The organism is Pseudarthrobacter sp. RHLT3-21 (assembly GCF_059383495.1).
On record NZ_JBWZCI010000019.1, the window covers coordinates 1 to 17,904 of the forward strand.

A 17,904-nucleotide genomic window follows, 5' to 3' on the forward strand; every position below is an offset into this window, starting at 1 on the left:
GGAAATCCGCCGATGCGTGAAACGCTATCTCGCCCGACGGATCTACCGAACCCTCAACGCGCCAAACCCGAACCCCAGCTGTGTTTGACAACTATAGAAGGGTCACTTAGCGCTACCTAGTTTGGGAGGGGCGCGCGGATTTGGGTTTCTCCGCAAGTCAACCCATCAGTAGGCTTACTATCTGACGTAGGTAGTTAGCCCCGAGTGCCGCCGGCATCCTGGGCGCCCGCCGATGACGAGGAGTCCCCATGTCACGAGCCCCCGGGCCTTGAACGAAGAGTCCCCGAGCGACGAGACCCCGGCGAAGCCGAGGGAGCGGAAGCCGCCCGGCGCGCTGTGGGCCGATGGGCTGGGAAGAGTGGGGATCCGTTCGGCCCAGGTCCTGCTGATCCTGGCAGTGGCCGTGGTCTCCGTGTACGCCCTGATGCAGATCAAGCTTCTGGTCATTCCGGTCCTGATCGCACTGATCCTTGCCGCAGCCATCGGCCCGTTCGTCAACTTGCTCCGCCGCCGCAGCCTGCCGGGCGCCGCGGCCACGGGACTGGCGTTTGTGGCGCTCCTGCTCCCGCTGGCAGGCGTTGGTACGGTCATCTACTTCTCCGTCCGGAGCCAGTGGGCCGAGCTGGCGCAGCAGGCCTCCTCGGGACTGGACGAGCTGGAGCAGTTCCTGCTCACCGGAGCGTTCCTGACGTAAAGCGCGACGGCGGTCCGGCACCTGGGTGCCGGACCGCCGTCGGGCGTTAATGCGGGTTGCCGCTGCCGCTGAGCTGGTCCCCGTTAGGGGCGGAGGCCCTGGAACACGTTCTTGGGCCGCTGCATCTCGCCGTGCTTGGCACCCAGGATAATCACGGCGGCAGCGAAGGCCGGGATGGCCCACTGCAGGATCTTGAGCTGCTGCTGAGCCGACCGCAGTTCCTCGGACGCACCGGGATTCGGTTCGGTGGCGCCCCGCGCTCCCTCGCCCGCGAGCTTCTCTACCTTCTTGCCAAGGATGCCGGCGTAGAGTGTCACGGCGGCACCGGCAACCGTAACCGCGGTCTTGATCGCGGTGTCGCGGGCCACTCCATCCTGCTTCGCGATGCGTCCCTTGTTCTCCCACGCGATGGCGAGGTCAGCCGCCAGATGCGAGGCGAATGCCGCCGTCTGGATCGGAGCCCATTTCATCCAGCCCGCGCTGGAGAGACGGGTGCGTTCAGCCGGGTCCTTGGCTTCCGCAGCCGCGCCGTTCAACCCGATAGCGCCCATCAGCGATCCGCCGAACCACGCCGCAGCCGTCAAGTCGTGAACGGACCGGGCAACAAGATTACCTGCCATGATGTGGATTCCTAACGTCGAACTGGTTCCGAAATGCCGCTCGTGCGGCCTGTACTGGCCGTGTCCCATTAAGGTCATGGACATGCCATGGTAAGCACACTTACCAATGTTACGAAACCCCGACTTCCACCACTGTTGCGCGTAATATCGTCGCCATGGAAACAGGGACATTGTTCGGCTGGGCATTCGGAGACCCCGCCCGGGAAGATGACGGCGTATACATGGCGGGCCTCGAGAAGGATGCCCTGGAGAACGCCAGGGAGACCGCCAAGGCCAAGGGCGTAACAGTGGTTGCTGGCTCCGAGGTTTTCACGGCTTTGAGCGCAAATGACAGCCTCGTGGAGCTGGATCACGCTCCGGGCAAGCTGGTGGTCCGCTGCACGGTGCACGTTGAAGGCCAAGGGGCCGGGAAGCTCCACGCAGAGGGGTTCATGAACGGCTGACTCATGGCAGACGGGGAATCCAGCATCAGCGAGGCGGCAGACGCCGTCGAGGAGGCGTCCGACACCAAGGCGCTGGACGTTGTGGCGCGCTCGGGTTTTGCCGTGATGGCCCTGCTCCACATCATCGTTGGTGCGATTGCCATCGCCTTGGCCTTCGGTCAGCCGGGGCAGGCGGAAGCCACCGGTGCCATCGAGCAGCTGGGCGCCAACCCGTGGGGGCCGGCCGTGCTGTGGTCGTGCGTGGTGGCGTGCACCGGCCTGGCGTTGTGGCAACTCAGTGAAGCCACCCTCCGTTCGCGGCGTCTTCCTCGCGCGAAACGGCTCGGAAAGCTGATCTCCTCCGGATTTTTGGCCGTTGCTTACGGAAGCGTGGGGCTCAGCTTCGCAGGATTCGCCGTGGGAATCCGGGGAGACTCCGGAGACAGCACCCGGGATTTCAGCGCCGCCCTCCTGGACGCACCGTTCGGGCTGCCTGCGCTGGTGGCGGTGGGCCTGACCACCATGGGCGTCGGCGTCTACTTTGTGGTCAAAGGTGTCCGGCGGGGGTTCAAGAAGGAAATCTTAGAGTTTGACGGCACCCGACGCGGCAAGCTCATCGACTCTTTGGGCGTAACCGGGCACGTGGCTAAGGGAATCGCCCTGAACCTGGCCGGGCTGCTGTTTGTGATCGCCGCGGGGAAGCAGAGTCCCCAGGAATCCACCGGTCTGGACGGCAGCCTGAAGGCGCTCCGCGACCATCCGTTCGGCCCGTACCTGCTTGTCGCGATCGGGGCGGGCTTTATCTGCTACGGCCTGTTCGCGCTGGTCCGGGCCCGGTTTGGCAGGATGTAGCCACCAAGGGAAAGGAAAGCCATGTCAACCGTGAACCAACTGTTCAACTCCCCGGCCCAAGTCGTCTGGAACGTGATCGCCGACGGCTGGCTCTACTCCGGCTGGGTGGTGGGCGCCTCCCGCATCCGGGCCGTCGACGCGCACTGGCCTGAGACCGGCTCCAGGCTGCACCACTCTGTGGGCGGCTGGCCACTGGTGATCAACGACAGCACCCGGGTGGCCGCCGTCGAACCCTGCCGCTCCCTCGAACTGGTGGCGCGCGGCTGGCCGATCGGCGAAGCCAAAGTGGTGATCACGTTGGAGGACCTGGGCACGCAATGCCGGGTTTCCATCGCCGAGGACGCCATCCGCGGACCGGGCAAGCTGGTCCCCAAGGTGCTGCGCGACGCCCTGATCGGCGCCCGGAACCGCGAAACCCTCGACCGGCTGGAACTCATGGCGGCCGGCGGCGCCGGGCGTTAAGCCCGGCTGATTAAAGAGGAAGCGCGAACCGGCAGCTAACCACGTCAAACTTGCGGCAATTTGCCGGACTTTGGCGGCATTATCTGGACAAAAACTCAGAGAGGGGCGCCGCATTCATCTAGCGGAACGCTGACACACCCGTGATGTGGTTTCCAAGAATCAGGGTGTGCACTTCGTCTGTTCCCTCGTAGGTGCGGACCGATTCGAGATTATTGGCATGCCGCAGCGGTGAATAGTCCAGGGTGATGCCGTTGCCGCCAAGAATGGTACGCGCCTCCCGGCAGATGGCAATGGCTTCGCGGACGTTGTTCAACTTCCCCACGGAGACCTGGACCGGTTCCAGCGCTCCCGCATCTTTCAGCCGGCCGGTGTGAATGGCCAGCAGCGTGCCCTTCTGGATTTCCAACAGCATGTTCACCAGCTTCTCCTGCGTAAGTTGGTAGCCGGCCAGCGGTTTGCCGAACTGCATTCGCTCTTTCGAGTAGCCCAATGCGACTTCGTAGGCATCGCGGGCAGCACCCATGGCGCCCCAGATTATTCCGTAGCGCGCCTCGTTGAGGCAGGAAAAAGGCCCCCTGAGTCCCTTGGCTCCCGGCAGTATTGCCGTTCCCGGCAACCGGGCGTCTTCGAGGGTGATGTCGCATTGGATCGAGGCCCGCATGGAGAGCTTCGATCCAATGGCGGTGGCGGTAAACCCGGCGGTGTCCGTGGGTACGATGAACCCGCGGATCCCGTCTTCGGTATTAGCCCAGATGACAGCAATCTGAGCCACGGATGCGAGGCCAATCCAGCGCTTTGCACCGTTGATGATCCATCCGCCGTGACCGTCCGGCCTGGCCACGGTAGCCATGCTGGAAGGATCCGAACCCGCAGTGGGTTCGGTAAGTCCGAAGCAGCCGATCACTTCACCGCGCGCCATCGGCGGCAGGTGCTCGTTCTTCTGTTCCTCGGATCCCCACTTGTGGATGGCGGTCATGGCCAGGGATCCCTGGACACTGACGAAGGTTCGCAGACCGGAATCGCCGGCTTCCAGCTCCATCGCGGCGAGGCCGTATTCGACGGCGGTCCGGCCGGGACATCCGTACCCTTTCAGATGCATGCCCAGGACGCCGAGCTCTCCCAGCTCAGGTACAAGGTCCAGCGGAAAATGGGCGTCTTCGTACCAGGCGTTGATGTTGGGTCGAATGCGCTCTGCCACAAAACCGCGGACTTTGCGGCGGAGTGCCAGCTCGTCAGTGGTCAGCAAGCTGTCCAGGTTGAGGACGTCGTCGTTCAGCGTTGCGGTCGCAGCCGTGGTCACAGAATTCTCCTGGGGTGGGGGCGGCAACCCGGTCGACTCCGGGTAGCCAGCGAGTGATCACCACTGTGCCAGCCGAATTACTGCAGATCCAATACTAAATGGGACATCAACTGATACCGCGAAGTCATGAATCGGGTGACGACCCTGGTGTCGGCAGCACTTCTTCCGAGAGCCTGAGCACTTCGCCCAGCGCGGGGCTGTTATTGTCTTTGCGCCAGGCCAGCCTCAGCTGGATGGGTTCCACGGGGTCGTCCAGCGGCAGAAACACCACCCCTGGGTACTGGAAATTATCCGGAACCGACGAAACCGTCAGCGCCACTCCGATTTCTGCGGCCACAAGTGCCATCAGTGTCTGGGAATCCGGGGCCATATGCACTATTGCCGGCGCGTAGCCGGCGCCATTGGCAAGACGGTGCAGAAAGTCGTGCAGGATGGCTCCCGGATGCTGGGGCAACGTGACAAAAGGCTGTCCCTCCAGGTCAGACATCAGAAGCGAAGTACGCTGGCTCAGCGGGTGCCCCTCGTGCAGGGCAATGACCAGGCGTTCATTGGCCACGATGCGTGACTCGAGGGCTGCCGGAATGAAGTTCCACCGGCCGAGTCCAACTTCCATGGCGCCACTGATCACCTTGTCCATGGCCGGCAACGCGAAATTTGAACTGTAGAGCTGAAACTCGATTCCGGGATGCGTCTCCCGGACGAGCTTGGCGAGTTTGCCAATCAAAACGTGCGATGAAACGCCCGCGAACGCCACCCGCACGCGTCCCGTTTCACCCTTGCCCACGGATGCCACTGCCAGGGCGGATCTCCGGCAGGCATCCAGGATGTCCCGGGCAGGTGCCAGCAGCGCCTCCCCTGCTGCCGTCAAATGGACGGTCCGGGTGCTGCGGATAAAAAGCGGAGCCTTGAGCTCGTGCTCCAGCCGCTGGATTGCGCGGCTTAGGGGTGGCTGGGCCATGTGCAGTTTCGCTGCTGCTCTGCCAAAGTGCAGCTCTTCGGCGACGGCCAGGAAGGCCCGGATCTGGTGTAATTCCACTGCCTGGCTAGCTCCGGACCCGGCAAACGACATTGTTCATGTGCCCAACATACCGAACAGTCCGCCGTCGTCGTTAATGACCTTGGGGTATCAATCCAACACCGAATATGTATTGGACGTGCATCAATAGTCTTGGGAGGGTGGGTGACGTAGACCACACCCGGAGGAGACAGATGAAACAGCCGAGCACCGACCCAATGAGCCGCGAAGGTGCGGGCCTTGGCGGCTCGCGAAGCAGACGGGGAGTTGATGAGGTTTTCGGCCGCTCAGGTTCCGGTCCGCTCAGCGGGATCGTCATCGCGGATTTCAGCCGTGTGCTGGCAGGCCCATACGCCACCATGCTCCTGGCAGACATGGGGGCCACAGTGATCAAAGTCGAGGGCCCGGGCGGTGATGACACGCGCACCTACATGCCACCGGTACGCGATGGTGAAGCCACCTTCTTCCTGTCCGTAAACCGCAACAAGCACTCCATTGCCCTTGACCTGAAGGATCCAAAGGACCTTGAGGTTGCACGGGATCTGGTGAGGGCCTCGGATGTGATGATTGAAAACTTCAAGCCCGGCAATATGGAACGGCTTGGGCTGGACTACGCCACAGCGGCGGAGCTGAACCCGGAGATCATCTACACCTCGATTACCGGCTTCGGTACTGGCGCCGGAGCCCACATCCCGGGCTACGACCTGCTGGTTCAGGCAGCCTCGGGCATGATGAGCCTCACCGGGGATCAGGACACTCAACCGTTTCGTGCGGGAGTGGCTCTCTTCGACGTCATCACGGGCCTGCACGCGGCTATCGGAATTTTGGGCGCCCTGCACCACAAGGACCAGACAGGCGAAGGCCAACTGGTGGAACTGAACCTCCTGAACTCCGCCCTTTCCGGCATGGTGAACCAGTCCGCGGCCTACGTCACTGGCGGCGTGGTGCCAACCCGGATGGGAAATGAACACCCCAGCATGTACCCATACGCATCTATGCAGACTGGCGACGGCATGATCATCATTGCCACCGGCAATGACGCCCAGTTCGCGAGACTCTGTGCAGCGTTGGCAATGCCGGAAGTGGCCAAGGACCCCAAGTTCGCCAAGACGCTGCAGCGCAATGCCAACCGGGACGAGCTCCGCGACATGCTCCACAGCCGGCTGGCCTCCCAGTCTGCCGATCAGTGGTTCACGCAGCTCTCCGAGGCAGGGCTGCCGTGTGCCCCCATTCAGGACGTCCGCGGCGGCATCGAATTTGCAGAGCGGCTCGGCCTGCAGCCAGTGGTTTTGGCGGGCACGGGATCGCGCAAGATTCCAACGGTCCGGCATCCAGTGGCGTACTCCCGCACACCCGTTGACTATGAGCTGGCGCCGCCGGAGCTGAACAACGGCTCGGACCTGGTCCGCGGCTGGCTCCAGTCGCAGAAAGCCCTGGCCCATGCCTGAACCGTTCCGAACAATGGTCTCCCCGCGCTGGTCCGACCAGGATCCCAACGGCCATGTTAACCATGCCGCCGTTGTCACACTCCTGGAGGAATCGAGGATTCGCTGGCGATCGGGCATGCCGGGGCATCCGTGGCCGGCCGGCGCTCCCACAGTGGTGGCAGCGCTTGAGCTGAACTACCGCAGACCCGTAACCCATGGCGAGGACCTGACCGTGGACCTTTGGGTTACCAGGATCGGTTCGTCGTCCTTCACCCTCAACTGCGAAGCCAGGCAAAACGGCCTGCTTGCTGTCGACGGACGTACGGTACTCGTTTCGGTCACCCCGGAAACCGGAGCTCCGCGGCCGCTTGAGGAACCAGAACGGCGTTGGCTTGAAGACTTCCAAACGGAAGCGCACCAACATTCCACCCGCAATCCAATGGAGCAGATGTGATCACACCCGACCAAGCCGACAGCGGCACGGATTTCTACCTGATGGACGAATTCCTCACCGCCGAAGAGCGCGAGCTGAGGGGCAGGGTCCGGAATTTCGTGGACAAGGATCTGTTGCCTGTCATCAATGGCTACTGGGAACGGGCAGAGTTCCCGTTCGAACTCATTCCCAAATTGGCGGCGCTCGGAATCATCGGGTCCACCATCCAGGGCTTCGGCTGCCCAGGACTGAGCCGGCTCGCCGCCGGTATGGTGGCCACCGAAATTTCACGCGGTGACGGGTCAGTTAACACTTTCCTTGGAGTCCAGTCCGGTCTGGCCATGGGCACCATCAACATGCTGGGCAGCCAGGAACAGAAGGAGCGCTGGCTCCCGGAAATGGCTGCGCTGGGAAAGATCGGCGCCTTCGCGCTGACTGAACCGGACCACGGGTCAGATTCGGTGGCCCTGGAAACGAGCGCCCGGCGCGAGGGCGACAGCTACATCATCTCCGGGCGCAAACGCTGGATCGGAAACGCCAGCATGGCCGACGTCGTGATTATTTTTGCCCGCGATGAGGCCGACTTGAAGGTCAAGGCCTTTGTGATGGAAAGGAACGACGACGGCACGTACCCTGCGGGGTACAGCACCGAGGTGATCACCGGCAAGATTGGCAAGCGCGCCATCCTGCAGCCGGACATCACCCTGGACAACGTCAGGGTGCCCGCACGGAACCGGCTCACTGAATGCCACTCCTTTAAGGACGTGACACGGGTGCTGACGTCCACCCGCAGCGGGGCCTCCTGGGAATCGCTCGGTCACGCCATTGCAGCGTACGAAGCGGCCGTGGCGTATTCAAAATCCCGCGAGCAGTTCGGCAGGCCGATTGCCAGTTTCCAGCTCGTGCAGAACAAACTGGCCAATATGCTGGCTGAGCTCACCGCCATGCAGCTGATCTGCTTTAGGTTGGCGGCGCTGGCCGAGGACGGCCGCATGACCGGCCCGATGGCCTCGCTGGCCAAAATGCACACGGCACAAAAGGCACGGTGGATCTGCTCAGAAGCGAGGGACATGCTGGGCGGAAACGGCGTGCTGCTGGAAAACCACGTGGCACGGCATATGACGGACATGGAAGTGGTCTCCACCTACGAGGGCACCGATTCCATCCAGTCCCTCCTGGTGGGCCGTGAAATCACCGGAATCTCAGCTTTCAGCTAGACCCGGTCCAAACGCAATCGAAGGAAAAAGCCATGAGCAGATTCAACAACAAGGTGGCAATTGTCACCGGCGGCGCGCAGGGAATCGGCGCCGCCACCGCACTGAGGCTCGCCACCGAGGGCGCGACCGTAGTAGTGCTTGACCTCAACGCGGACGGCGCCAAGGCAACAGCGCAACAGATTTCCGCCCACCACGAGGTGGTGACAGCGGGCGGCCAGGCCATTGCCGCCATCTGCGACGTAACGGATGAATCCGCCGTTGACCGAGTTTTCGAAGAAATCCACAACGAGTTCGGCCGCCTGGACATCCTGGTGAACAATGCCGGCATCACCCGCGACAATCTGTTCTTCAAGATGAACCTCACCGAATGGGAGGCGGTGGTCACCACGAACCTGACCAGCGCCTACCTGTGTTCCCGGGCCGCGCAGCGTTACATGGTGCCGGCCAAATACGGCAAGATCGTCTGCCTGAGCAGCCGCAGCGCACTGGGAAACCGCGGACAGGCCAACTATGCCGCGGCCAAGGCCGGCATCCAGGGCCTGACGTCAACGCTTGCCATTGAGCTGGGCCCGTTCAACATCAATGTCAACGCGGTGGCGCCCGGCTACATTGCCACGTCCATGACCGCGGCAACGGCGGAGCGCGTTGGCAGCAGCCCGGCCCAGCACCAGGAAGAGGTGGCCGCCCGGACTCCCCTGGGACGCGTTGGCCAGCCCGAGGAGATAGCGACTGCCGTCGCCTTCTTTGCCAGCGACGACTCCTCCTACGTTTCGGGGCAGACCCTCTATATCAATGGCGGTGCCCGCTGATGACGGAAGCGTTTCTTGTCGGCGGCGCCCGCACGCCTGTCGGCCGCTACGGAGGCGCCCTTGCCGGAGTCCGGCCGGACGATCTGGCCGCCCTGGTGCTTCGGGCGGCCGTCGCCAGGGCCCGATTGGATGCATCGTGCGTCGACGAAGTCATCCTCGGTTGCGTGAACCAGGCGGGAGAGGACAACAGGAACGTCGCCCGGATGGCCGTACTGTTGGCCGGATTCCCGGACACGGTCCCCGCCGTGACCGTCAATCGTCTCTGCGCCTCCGGACTGACCGCCATCAGCATGGCCGCCCAGTCTGTGCGCAACGGTGACGCAGACATCGTGGTGGCCGGAGGCGTGGAATCCATGACCCGGGCACCCTGGGTGATGGCCAAACCAGAGAAGCCCTTCGCCAAACCCGGTGAACTCGCGGATACCTCCATCGGTGCACGGTTCGTCAATCCGCGAATGAAGGAGCGGCCCAACGCCACCATGACCATGCCGGAAACAGCTGAGGAAGTCGCGGAACGGGAGTGCGTCTCCCGGGCGGACGCGGACGCCTTTGCGTTGCGCTCGCATGACCGCGCGCTCGCCGCGATCGACGCCGGCCGGTTCCGGGATGAGATTGTGCCCGTACCCGTACCTGGCCACCGGGGTGGGCCGTCGCTGGTTGATACGGATGAGGGGCCGCGGCGCGGTTCCGACCTGGATGCCCTCTCCGCGCTGCGACCAATTGTGAAGCCTGGCGGCATTGTGACGGCCGGGAATTCGAGTTCCCTCAACGATGGCGCGTCTGCCATCGTAGTCGCCAGTGGCGAGGCCGTTGCGCGCTGGGGGCTGACGCCGCGGGCAAGGATAGTCACCAGCCAGGTGGCCGGCGTTGCCCCGGAGGTGATGGGCATCGGGCCGGTACCGGCAACCCGGAAAGCCCTGGCGAAGGCGGGGTGGACGCTTGACGGTATTGGCGCCGTCGAACTTAATGAGGCTTTTGCCTCCCAGTCGTTTGCCTGCATGCGTCTGCTGGGGCTGGATGAAGGAACGGTAAATAACGACGGCGGCGCGATCGCTTTGGGGCACCCGCTGGGTTCCTCTGGATCACGGATCGTGGTCACGCTGCTGGGCCGGATGGAACGCGAAGGCGCCTCCCGGGGCCTGGCTACGATGTGCGTGGGCCTTGGCCAGGGCGTGGCCATGCTGCTGGAAAGGGTATGAGATGAGGATTTTCGAGAACACCGCGGAGCTCGAGGATGCGGTGGGCCAGGAGCTCGGGGTGAGCGGCTGGCACCAACTGCAACAGGATCAGATCCAGGCGTTTGCGGACGCCACGCTGGATCATCAGTGGATACATGTTGATGCGGAGCGCGCAGCCAGCGGACCCTTCGGTGCCACGGTGGCACACGGATACCTGAGCCTTTCCATGCTTCCGTATCTCGCAGCCCAGGTGTACAGAGTCCAGGGCGTGGCGATGGTGATCAATTACGGGCTGAATAAAGTCAGGTTCCCGGCTCCGGCCACGGTAAATTCACGCATCCGGGACCGGCTCACGTTGAAGTCCGTGACCGCCACCGCACACGGGCGGCAGCTGGTCTTCCTGCATGAGATCGACCTTGAAGGCTCGGCCAAACCTGCCTGCATCGCGGAGACCGTTGCCCTGCTGAGGCGCTGACCCGGCGGCAGGACCGCAAGACAGCAAGGCACTACTGCCCACGAGGTGGAATTTCCTCTCGCCCGGGCAACATCCGAACAATGACGTTACGGCAGAGCCTGCTAACTGGCTCGTCGCTAAGGAGATCCTCCGTGGCTACAGAACACCTGCAGTTAAGAAATGCGGCCTCAACACCGCAGACCACCATCCAAGAGCCGAACGTCTCTCCGGCTGAACTTCGCCGCACCTCCATCTCCTCGTGGCTTGGCTCGGCGCTGGAGTACATGGATTTCACGCTCTACACGCTGGCGGCCGCCCTGGTTTTCGGGCCGCTGTTCTTTCCGAACGCGGACCCGGCCATGGCGTTGCTGGCCAGTTTTGCAGCCTACGGTTCAGGATTCCTGGTCCGGCCCCTGGGTGGCATTTACTTTGGCTATCTGGGTGACAGGTACGGCCGGAAGTTCGTCCTGATCATCACGCTGGCCATGATGGGGGTGGCCACCCTGGGCATGGGCCTGTTGCCAACGTACGCCCAGATCGGCGTCGGAGCGCCGATCATGCTGGTGTTGCTGCGCTTGATCCAAGGGTTCGGTGCGGGCGCGGAGCTCTCCGGCGCTTCGCTGCTGTTGGTGGAGTCCGCACCCAATGGACGCCGCGGCTTTTACGGTGCTGTGGTGGCCATGGGGACCGCCACTGGTGTCCTGCTGGCCAGCTCCATGTGGCTATTACTTTCACAACTGCCCAAAGACCAGTTCCTGAGCTGGGGCTGGCGCATTCCGTTCCTGCTGAGCATCGTCACTACCCTTATGGCCCTGTATCTGCGGCGCTCCATCAGCGAATCCCCGGTCTTCGAGAAAATCAAAGAACGCAGGGCGGCGCTGCGTGCGGAAGAGAAGCAGCAGGGCGTGTGGCGGGATGTGGCAGATGCCCGGAAACCCTTCCTCGTGTCTTTGGGCATCAAGCTGGGTGAGAACGGCTCGGTGTACCTGGTGAAGGGCTTCCTGATCGGATGGACCGTGTCTGTGGTCAAGATGGACGCCAACGTCGTCACCACGGGCGTCATGCTCGGTTCGATAATGGGCATCGCCACGGTCCTGCTGACAGGAAAGCTCACGGACAGGTTCGGCCGCAGAAAAGTATGGCTATGGCTTTCAGCGTTCCAGTTTGCGTTCACCATTCCGGCAATGCTCCTCATTGAAACCCGGAACCCCATACTGGTGGCACTGGTGTTCGTGATCTACATTGGCGGCCCCATTCCCAATATGTACGGCGTTGAATCCACGTGGCTGGTGGAAATGTTCGGTTCCAAGCGCAGGTTCTCCTTCATGACCACAGTCAAGGAAGTGGGATCAGTGCTCTCCGGCGGGCTCGGCCCCATCATTGCCGCCGCTGTGGTGGCTGCCACCGGCCCCGGCTGGTTTCCGGTTGCCGCCATACTTATGAGCTACGCCGCAATCGGCTGGATATCCGGGTACTTTGCACCGGAAACCAGAGGGCGGGACCTCAACTCGGAAGCGGACGCCTGCTGAGGCCGTCGACGGCGCATTGGTGCTGATCCGTGCCCGGCTTGGCAGGATGTAAGCACCAAGAGCGCTAAGCCCTGGACACTTAAAGGGGAAGCGCGAACCGGCAGCAAATGCCCTCAAATGTGGAATTTGCGGTCATTAGCTGCCAGTTCGCGCTGTAGTGCGGGGGAACTAGCAGTCGGAGCTCAGGACTCTGGACGTGGAGATTTAGTTTGTGAGTGACGTTTCCGGATTTTTGATCTCGAATCGTAGGATTCGGTTTGTGCCGGGGTAGCGGGTTTCGGTGGTGGTGAGGTGGTCGCAGAGTTCACTGATCGCGGTGGTTGCCCGTCGGGTGGGGAGCGGGTCCAGGCGGATGGTGAGGTAGCCGTCCACGCGGGGGTCGATGTCGCCGCTGCCGGTGAGGGCCTGCCGGATCAGGGCGTGGGCCTCGTCCTCGCCGCGGGCGTAGCCGGTGTTGGTGCGGATCTCGCGGGCCAAGGCGGATGCGGTGTTGAACGCTGCCATCCGGAGCGCGTGGGTGAGGAGTTTCGTTTCGGTTTCCAGGACCTGTTGTCCCGGGGCTACGTCCCCGAGGGGTACCCGGGCCGGGATCTCCCGGTGGGCTGCCTGCGCGGCCTCGAGAGCGGTTTCAGCGGCGAACAATTCCGCGGTGATCTTGTTGTGCATGGTGTTGGTGACCAGGGCCGTGGTCGTTCCCGGCGGCGGTGTCCGGGCCGTGAGCATCGCCGCGTCGGTGTCGGCCAGGGTCTTCTCGTACCGGGTTTTGGCGGCCAGGACCCGCTGATAGGCCTTGCGTTTGGCCGGGTTCGGTACCGACCGTTCCGGATCATCATCGCTACTGGTGTAGGCGTCGTGGGAGTCCAGGGCGAACCGGATCCGGGCGTAGCGGAAATAGTTTTCCTGCCGCCATCGTGCGCCCATCCGATACACGATCTCCCCGGCCGGCATGTCGGTGTTGGTGGTGAGGATGTGGATCTGCCGTGACCCGCCGCCGGGGGTGTTGACCTGGCGGCTGAGCTGGCGCATCGGAAACACTTCCCCGGTGGTACCGATGGGGACCTCCACGGCCGTGTCGGCCGCGGTCCAGGACCGGGTTTGTCCGTGGGCGTCGGTGTGGGTGACCTCGGTGAACAGGGAGGGCCCGATGTCCTCGGTGGTGCCTTTGCGCCAGGTCAGCACATCAAAACCTGCTGAGCTCATGTGTTGGAAGAGGGCCGGGGACCAGCCGCCGCGGTCGAAGCCGACCAGGACCCGGCGCTCATCGCCGATGATGGTGCGCAGGATCGGCAGCAGCCGCCGCAGTTCCCCGGTCAGCGCGGCCCCGGGCTCGGCCATGACCACCAGGACCGGGGCGCCATGGGCGTCGGCGACCCAGGTTTCCTCGGTCGCCGGGACCGGGAACTTCAACCTCGTGGAGTGGACCTTCCCGATCTTCCTGGTGCCCTGGTAGGCGCGGACGTGTCCGTCAACGTAGAGCACCGCGGCCAGATCCCCGCCTTCTTCGTGACTGCCGTTGAGGTGTCTGGCAGCCATGGAGGTGAGCAGGTCTCCGGCCCTGCCTGTCGTGGCGAGGGCGGCGGTTTTACGGCGGAGAGTTTTCACTTCGGGGGCCCGGTCCAGGCCCAGCACCCTGCCCAGGGCCACCGGGTCGATCCGGGTGATCCCCTCGGCCCGTGGTTCCCCCGCCAAAGCCTGGAACACGGCGCCGGTCAGGATGGTCTCCAGACCGTAGAATCCGTTCGCCAACGCCCCGAAGGTCTCCCTGGCGCACTCCAGCAGCCCGGTGTTCTCCAGGGCGGGCAGGGCCAGGAACAGTCCGGCCAACGGCACCCGGGCCGCGGGTGCGAACACCGGCGCCGCGCACTCCAACAACCCGGCACGGGCGCCCGCCCGCTCCCCGGACCGGTCCACCGCCCCGGGCAGAACCGGCAACTCCTCCTGCAGGGGCTCCGCTTCCGGTCGACCCGGGTGCGCAGCAGCAGACTCCTCCGGGGCCGGGGTTTCCATGGCCAGGGTGCGCCGGACGCTGAATTCGGAGACGCCCACAGCTGTTCCAACAGCGCGCAGCGACAATCCCGTCGCACGCAGGGAACGGATCCGGGACATCACGGCTTCCGTCAGCCGGCTGGGCCCTTTCGGGCCCGACTTTTCAGGAGCCAACCCCAGCACCCCGCCCGCTGCCAGGACCTGACGCCACCGCCATAACGTGCCCGGATCCACCCCGAACGCGGCAGCCACCTCAGCGACCGAACCTGCTTTGATATCCGCCAGTTTCGCCGCTGCGAACCGACGGGACACCGAATCCCCGGCATCCCAACCATAGGAGAGCTCGCCATGAACGAAAACCCGGCCGCCTTCCTCGTCTTCCACCAGCGACGCAGCGGCGCCTATCGGGACAGCTCCGGCGTCCATCGAGGCAGGAAGAGGCAGTTGAGCAGTCATCGCACCCATCTTCCCACCCCGCTCATCACGACACTTTTTCTTGTCTTGATTTTATCGCATCCAAGGGAAAATTAACAGCTGACCACGCAACAAAAACACCGGAATCACGCGGAAGTCATTCCACAGCATCAAACTATGTCAGGAGCCCTGGAGCTAGACGTTGGCTGCTACGCCGTCGCGGGAGATGGCAACCATGTCCTCGCGCGGCACCACCTTGATGCGCTCACGCTTGACCTCAACGCCGTGCGATCCGCCGGCCTCCGTGGCTGCAGCACCGAGGGCGAGCTCGTGGGCGTCCAGCGCCAGCCAGCCTTCCCAGCTGGTGAACTTCACGCGGCGGGCGTCAAGGAGTTCGACGACGGCGTCCGCCCCGGGAACGGCAGCAACCGGCAGGTTTTTGCGGTCCTCCAGCAGGTACGTCACGGTCTCGAGGGCGTCGCCCTTGGTGTGGCCGATGAGGCCCACCGGTCCGCGCTTGATCCAGCCCGTGGCGTAGACGCCCGGCACGTGGGTGCCGGCGGCATCCAGGACGCGCCCGCCGTCGTTCGGTACCACGCCCTTCTTGTGGTCGAACTCGATCTCCGGCAGCGCCGAGCCGAAGTAGCCGATCGAGCGGTAGACGGCCTGGACCGGGTAGTCCACGAACTCGCCGGTGCCGCGGGCGTTGCCCGTGCCGTCCAGCTCGGTGCGCTCGAACTTCATGCCGGCAACCCTGCCCGGCGTCGCGGCGTCGTCGTAAATTTCAACCGGGCTGTGCAGGAAGTGCAGGTGCAGGCGGCGGGAAGCGGTCAGCTCGGAGAGGTCCTCGGGCTGCTCGGCGATCCAGTTGGTGAGCGTGCCCACCATCGTCTTGGTCTGGTTGTTGCTCTGGATCTGGCGGTCCGATTCCTCGTCGAACTCGAAGTCCTCGGCGTAGAGGATGATGTCCACGTCCTTGGAGTGGCTCAGCTCGCGGAGCTCCAGCGGAGTGAACTTGACCTGGGCCGGGCCGCGGCGGCCGAAGACGTGCACGTCCGTGACGGGCGAGTTCTTCAGGCCGGCGTAGACGTTGTCCGGAATCTCGGAGACCAGCAGGTCATCGGCGTGCTTGGACAGCACACGCGCCACGTCCAGGGCCACGTTGCCGTTGCCGATCACGGCGATTTCCGTGGCGTCCAGCGGCCATTCGCGGGAAACATCCGGGTGGCCGTCGTACCAGGAGACGAAGTCCGCGCCGCCGTAGGAGCCGTCCAACTCGATGCCCGGGATGTTCAGGTCCGCGTCCTTGATGGCGCCGGTGGCGAAGATGACGGCGTCGTAGTGCGTGCGGAGGTCCTCGATGGAGATGTCCGTGCCATAGTCCACGTTGCCGAAGAAGCGGATGTCGCCGCGGTCCAGGACCTTGTGCAGGGCGTTGACGATGCCCTTGATGCGCGGGTGGTCAGGTGCCACGCCGTAGCGGATCAGGCCGTAGGGTGCCGGGTAGCGGTCAAAGAGGTCGATGCTCACGGTCAGCTCGCCGCTCTTGACGGCTTCGCTCTTGGTGAGGATGTCCGCGGCGTAGACGCCGGCCGGGCCGGAGCCCACGACGGCAACGCGCAGCGGACGCTCGGCAGATCCTACGGAGGTGCTTGATGACACGGCTGTGTTCCTTTTGTTCGTTCCGGCCCAACTAGGTAGCACTAACTGTCGTTTTGAGGGCTCATAACGACAGTTAGTGCGACCTAGTTGGGTGGGTGGCTAGGTGGTGAGGGCTCTTGCGGTGGTGCGGGGGCTGTTCGGGGTGGTGGTGCTGTAGTCCGCTGTCTTGAAGTGCGACGGCGCGAACGGGCTGACGCGGACAACGTCGCCGATCACTATCACGGCTGGATTTGCGACGCCGGTGGCTTCCGCCTGATCAGCGATGGAACCGAGCGTGCCAATCGTTACGCGCTGATTCGGCAGATAGCCGTTCTCAACGATGCCAACTGGAGTGTCCTGAGACAAACCGGCACCGGCCAGGGCATCGGCCGAGTCGCGAAGCGCGGCCACGCCCATCAGCAGGACGATGGTGTGGTCTGCCCGGGCGGGGACCTCCGACAGCTCCTCATGGCCGGTGACAACGCTGAAGCCCTTGGCCAGGCCGCGGTGCGTCACGGGGATGCCGGCGGCGGCCGGAACTGAGATAGCGGACGTGACGCCGGAGACCACTTCGACTTCGACGCCGTGCTGCCGGCAGTATTCGGCTTCCTCGCCGCCGCGACCCAGGACGTAAGGATCGCCGCCTTTGAGCCGGACCACGCGGTGCCCCTTCAGTGCTTCCTCCACAAGGATCCGGTTAATCTCGGCCTGCGGCACGGGATGGTGGCCGGGAGTCTTGCCCACCTCAATGACGCGGACGTCAGGGGCAAGTTCGTTGAGCAGTTCGCGCGGGCCGAGCCGGTCTGCCACCACGACGTCGGCCTGGCCCAGGAGCCGGCGGCCGCGGACGGTGATGAGGCCGGTGTCCCCGGGCCCGCCCCCCACAAGGGCAACGGAGCCGGCAGACGCACGACGGCGGCGCAGCGGGAGGTCGCCCGTTTCCAGGGCGGTGGCGACGGCGTCACGCAGGGCCATGGCACGGCGCGGGTCTCCCCCGGCGTTCACGGCGATCTGCACGTCATCCACCACGGCGACGGCGGGCGTCCACGCGGCTGAGGCCTCGTGGTCGGAGGCGTTGACGCACCAGATGCGCTGCTCCTCGGCGTCGGCCGACACTTGGGTGTCCACGGCGGGATCGCCGGTGGCCGTCTGGACGAACCAGACGCCGTCGACGTCGGATGGAACGTAAGTGCGCGGCTCCCAGGTGAGGAGGCCGGCGTCGGCCAGTTCGCGGAGCGCGGCGGAGGCAACGGGAGCCACGACGGTGACCTGTGCACCGGCGTCGAGCAGACCCTTGGCGCGGCGGGCAGCCACGGGGCCGCCGCCCACCACCAACACGGTGCGGCCGAGCAGCCGCAGTGCTGTGGGGTAAATATCCTGAATTGCCATGAATCAACGGTAGGGCCGCGCAGTTTCACCAACAACGGCAGTGGAAACACCAGTTCACGTAA

At 64.2% G+C, this 17,904-nt stretch carries 16 protein-coding genes and 1 pseudogene; 11 read left to right on the top strand and 6 right to left on the bottom strand.

The window, feature by feature from the left end:
* Window positions 1–232: 232 nt before the first annotated feature.
* Window positions 233–679: pseudogene (locus tag AC50YA_RS17075) on the top strand (AI-2E family transporter); the annotation flags it as partial.
* Window positions 680–777: 98 nt separating this feature from the next.
* On the opposite strand, the gene AC50YA_RS17080 reads toward AC50YA_RS17075, so the two are convergent.
* Window positions 778–1,314 carry a hypothetical protein gene (locus tag AC50YA_RS17080; protein ID WP_494983427.1) on the bottom strand — a complete coding sequence of 179 codons (537 nt, stop codon included), beginning with the start codon at window positions 1,312–1,314 and terminating at the stop codon, window positions 778–780.
* Between the two features lie 155 nt (window positions 1,315–1,469).
* Between AC50YA_RS17080 and AC50YA_RS17085 the strand changes: the two genes are divergently transcribed.
* The 3 genes from AC50YA_RS17085 to AC50YA_RS17095 are packed head-to-tail and all read left to right on the top strand — an operon-like array spanning window position 1,470 to window position 3,050.
* A complete protein-coding gene (locus tag AC50YA_RS17085) occupies window positions 1,470–1,757 on the top strand; it encodes a hypothetical protein (protein WP_494983428.1) in 288 nt (95 codons plus the stop codon).
* A 3-nt stretch (window positions 1,758–1,760) separates the two neighbouring features.
* Window positions 1,761–2,588, top strand: coding sequence for a DUF1206 domain-containing protein (locus AC50YA_RS17090; protein WP_494983429.1), 828 nt, complete (start codon window positions 1,761–1,763; stop codon window positions 2,586–2,588).
* 21 nt (window positions 2,589–2,609) lie between these two features.
* Window positions 2,610–3,050 (top strand): SRPBCC family protein, encoded by a 441-nt coding sequence (locus tag AC50YA_RS17095; protein WP_494983430.1) that lies wholly within the window; start codon window positions 2,610–2,612, stop codon window positions 3,048–3,050.
* Between the two features lie 118 nt (window positions 3,051–3,168).
* Here the strand turns inward: AC50YA_RS17095 and AC50YA_RS17100 are convergent, their stop codons facing one another.
* Both AC50YA_RS17100 and AC50YA_RS17105 read right to left on the bottom strand, forming a co-directional pair.
* Window positions 3,169–4,350 (bottom strand): acyl-CoA dehydrogenase family protein, encoded by a 1,182-nt coding sequence (locus AC50YA_RS17100; RefSeq protein WP_494983431.1) that lies wholly within the window; start codon window positions 4,348–4,350, stop codon window positions 3,169–3,171.
* A 124-nt stretch (window positions 4,351–4,474) separates the two neighbouring features.
* On the bottom strand, window positions 4,475–5,386 hold the full coding sequence (locus AC50YA_RS17105) for a LysR substrate-binding domain-containing protein (RefSeq protein ID WP_494983432.1): 912 nt from the start codon (window positions 5,384–5,386) through the stop codon (window positions 4,475–4,477).
* A gap of 173 nt (window positions 5,387–5,559) precedes the next feature.
* Between AC50YA_RS17105 and AC50YA_RS17110 the strand changes: the two genes are divergently transcribed.
* The 7 genes from AC50YA_RS17110 (at window position 5,560) to AC50YA_RS17140 (ending at window position 12,412) form a co-directional block, all read left to right on the top strand.
* A complete protein-coding gene (locus AC50YA_RS17110) occupies window positions 5,560–6,813 on the top strand; it encodes a CaiB/BaiF CoA transferase family protein (protein WP_494983433.1) in 1,254 nt (417 codons plus the stop codon).
* Window positions 6,806–7,246: an acyl-CoA thioesterase gene (locus AC50YA_RS17115; protein ID WP_494983434.1), complete on the top strand. Its 441-nt coding sequence runs from the start codon at window positions 6,806–6,808 to the stop codon at window positions 7,244–7,246. The genes AC50YA_RS17110 and AC50YA_RS17115 overlap by 8 nt, the downstream gene beginning before the upstream one ends.
* A gap of 41 nt (window positions 7,247–7,287) precedes the next feature.
* Window positions 7,288–8,442: an acyl-CoA dehydrogenase family protein gene (locus AC50YA_RS17120; RefSeq protein ID WP_494983498.1), complete on the top strand. Its 1,155-nt coding sequence runs from the start codon at window positions 7,288–7,290 to the stop codon at window positions 8,440–8,442.
* 32 nt (window positions 8,443–8,474) lie between these two features.
* Window positions 8,475–9,251 (top strand): 3-oxoacyl-ACP reductase FabG, encoded by a 777-nt coding sequence (fabG, locus tag AC50YA_RS17125; RefSeq protein ID WP_494983435.1) that lies wholly within the window; start codon window positions 8,475–8,477, stop codon window positions 9,249–9,251.
* Entirely contained in the window at window positions 9,251–10,450 is a 1,200-nt protein-coding gene (locus AC50YA_RS17130) for a thiolase family protein (RefSeq protein WP_494983436.1), read from the top strand. The genes fabG and AC50YA_RS17130 overlap by 1 nt, the downstream gene beginning before the upstream one ends.
* Before the next feature lies 1 nt (window position 10,451).
* Window positions 10,452–10,904, top strand: a complete 453-nt coding sequence (locus tag AC50YA_RS17135) for a MaoC family dehydratase (RefSeq protein ID WP_494983437.1) — start codon at window positions 10,452–10,454, stop codon at window positions 10,902–10,904.
* 131 nt (window positions 10,905–11,035) lie between these two features.
* Window positions 11,036–12,412 (top strand): MFS transporter, encoded by a 1,377-nt coding sequence (locus AC50YA_RS17140; protein WP_494983438.1) that lies wholly within the window; start codon window positions 11,036–11,038, stop codon window positions 12,410–12,412.
* Between the two features lie 204 nt (window positions 12,413–12,616).
* Here AC50YA_RS17140 and AC50YA_RS17145 read toward each other — a convergent pair whose 3' ends face one another.
* The 3 genes from AC50YA_RS17145 to cobA all read right to left on the bottom strand — a co-directional run bounded on the left by AC50YA_RS17145 (window position 12,617) and on the right by cobA (window position 17,842).
* Window positions 12,617–14,854, bottom strand: coding sequence for a putative transposase (locus tag AC50YA_RS17145; RefSeq protein ID WP_494983439.1), 2,238 nt, complete (start codon window positions 14,852–14,854; stop codon window positions 12,617–12,619).
* A 153-nt stretch (window positions 14,855–15,007) separates the two neighbouring features.
* A complete protein-coding gene (locus AC50YA_RS17150) occupies window positions 15,008–16,474 on the bottom strand; it encodes an FAD-dependent oxidoreductase (RefSeq protein WP_494983440.1) in 1,467 nt (488 codons plus the stop codon).
* A 99-nt stretch (window positions 16,475–16,573) separates the two neighbouring features.
* The gene (cobA, locus tag AC50YA_RS17155) at window positions 16,574–17,842 is read right to left on the bottom strand and encodes a uroporphyrinogen-III C-methyltransferase (RefSeq protein WP_494983441.1); all 1,269 of its coding nucleotides are present in this window, start codon (window positions 17,840–17,842) and stop codon (window positions 16,574–16,576) included.
* Window positions 17,843–17,904: the final 62 nt, after the last annotated feature.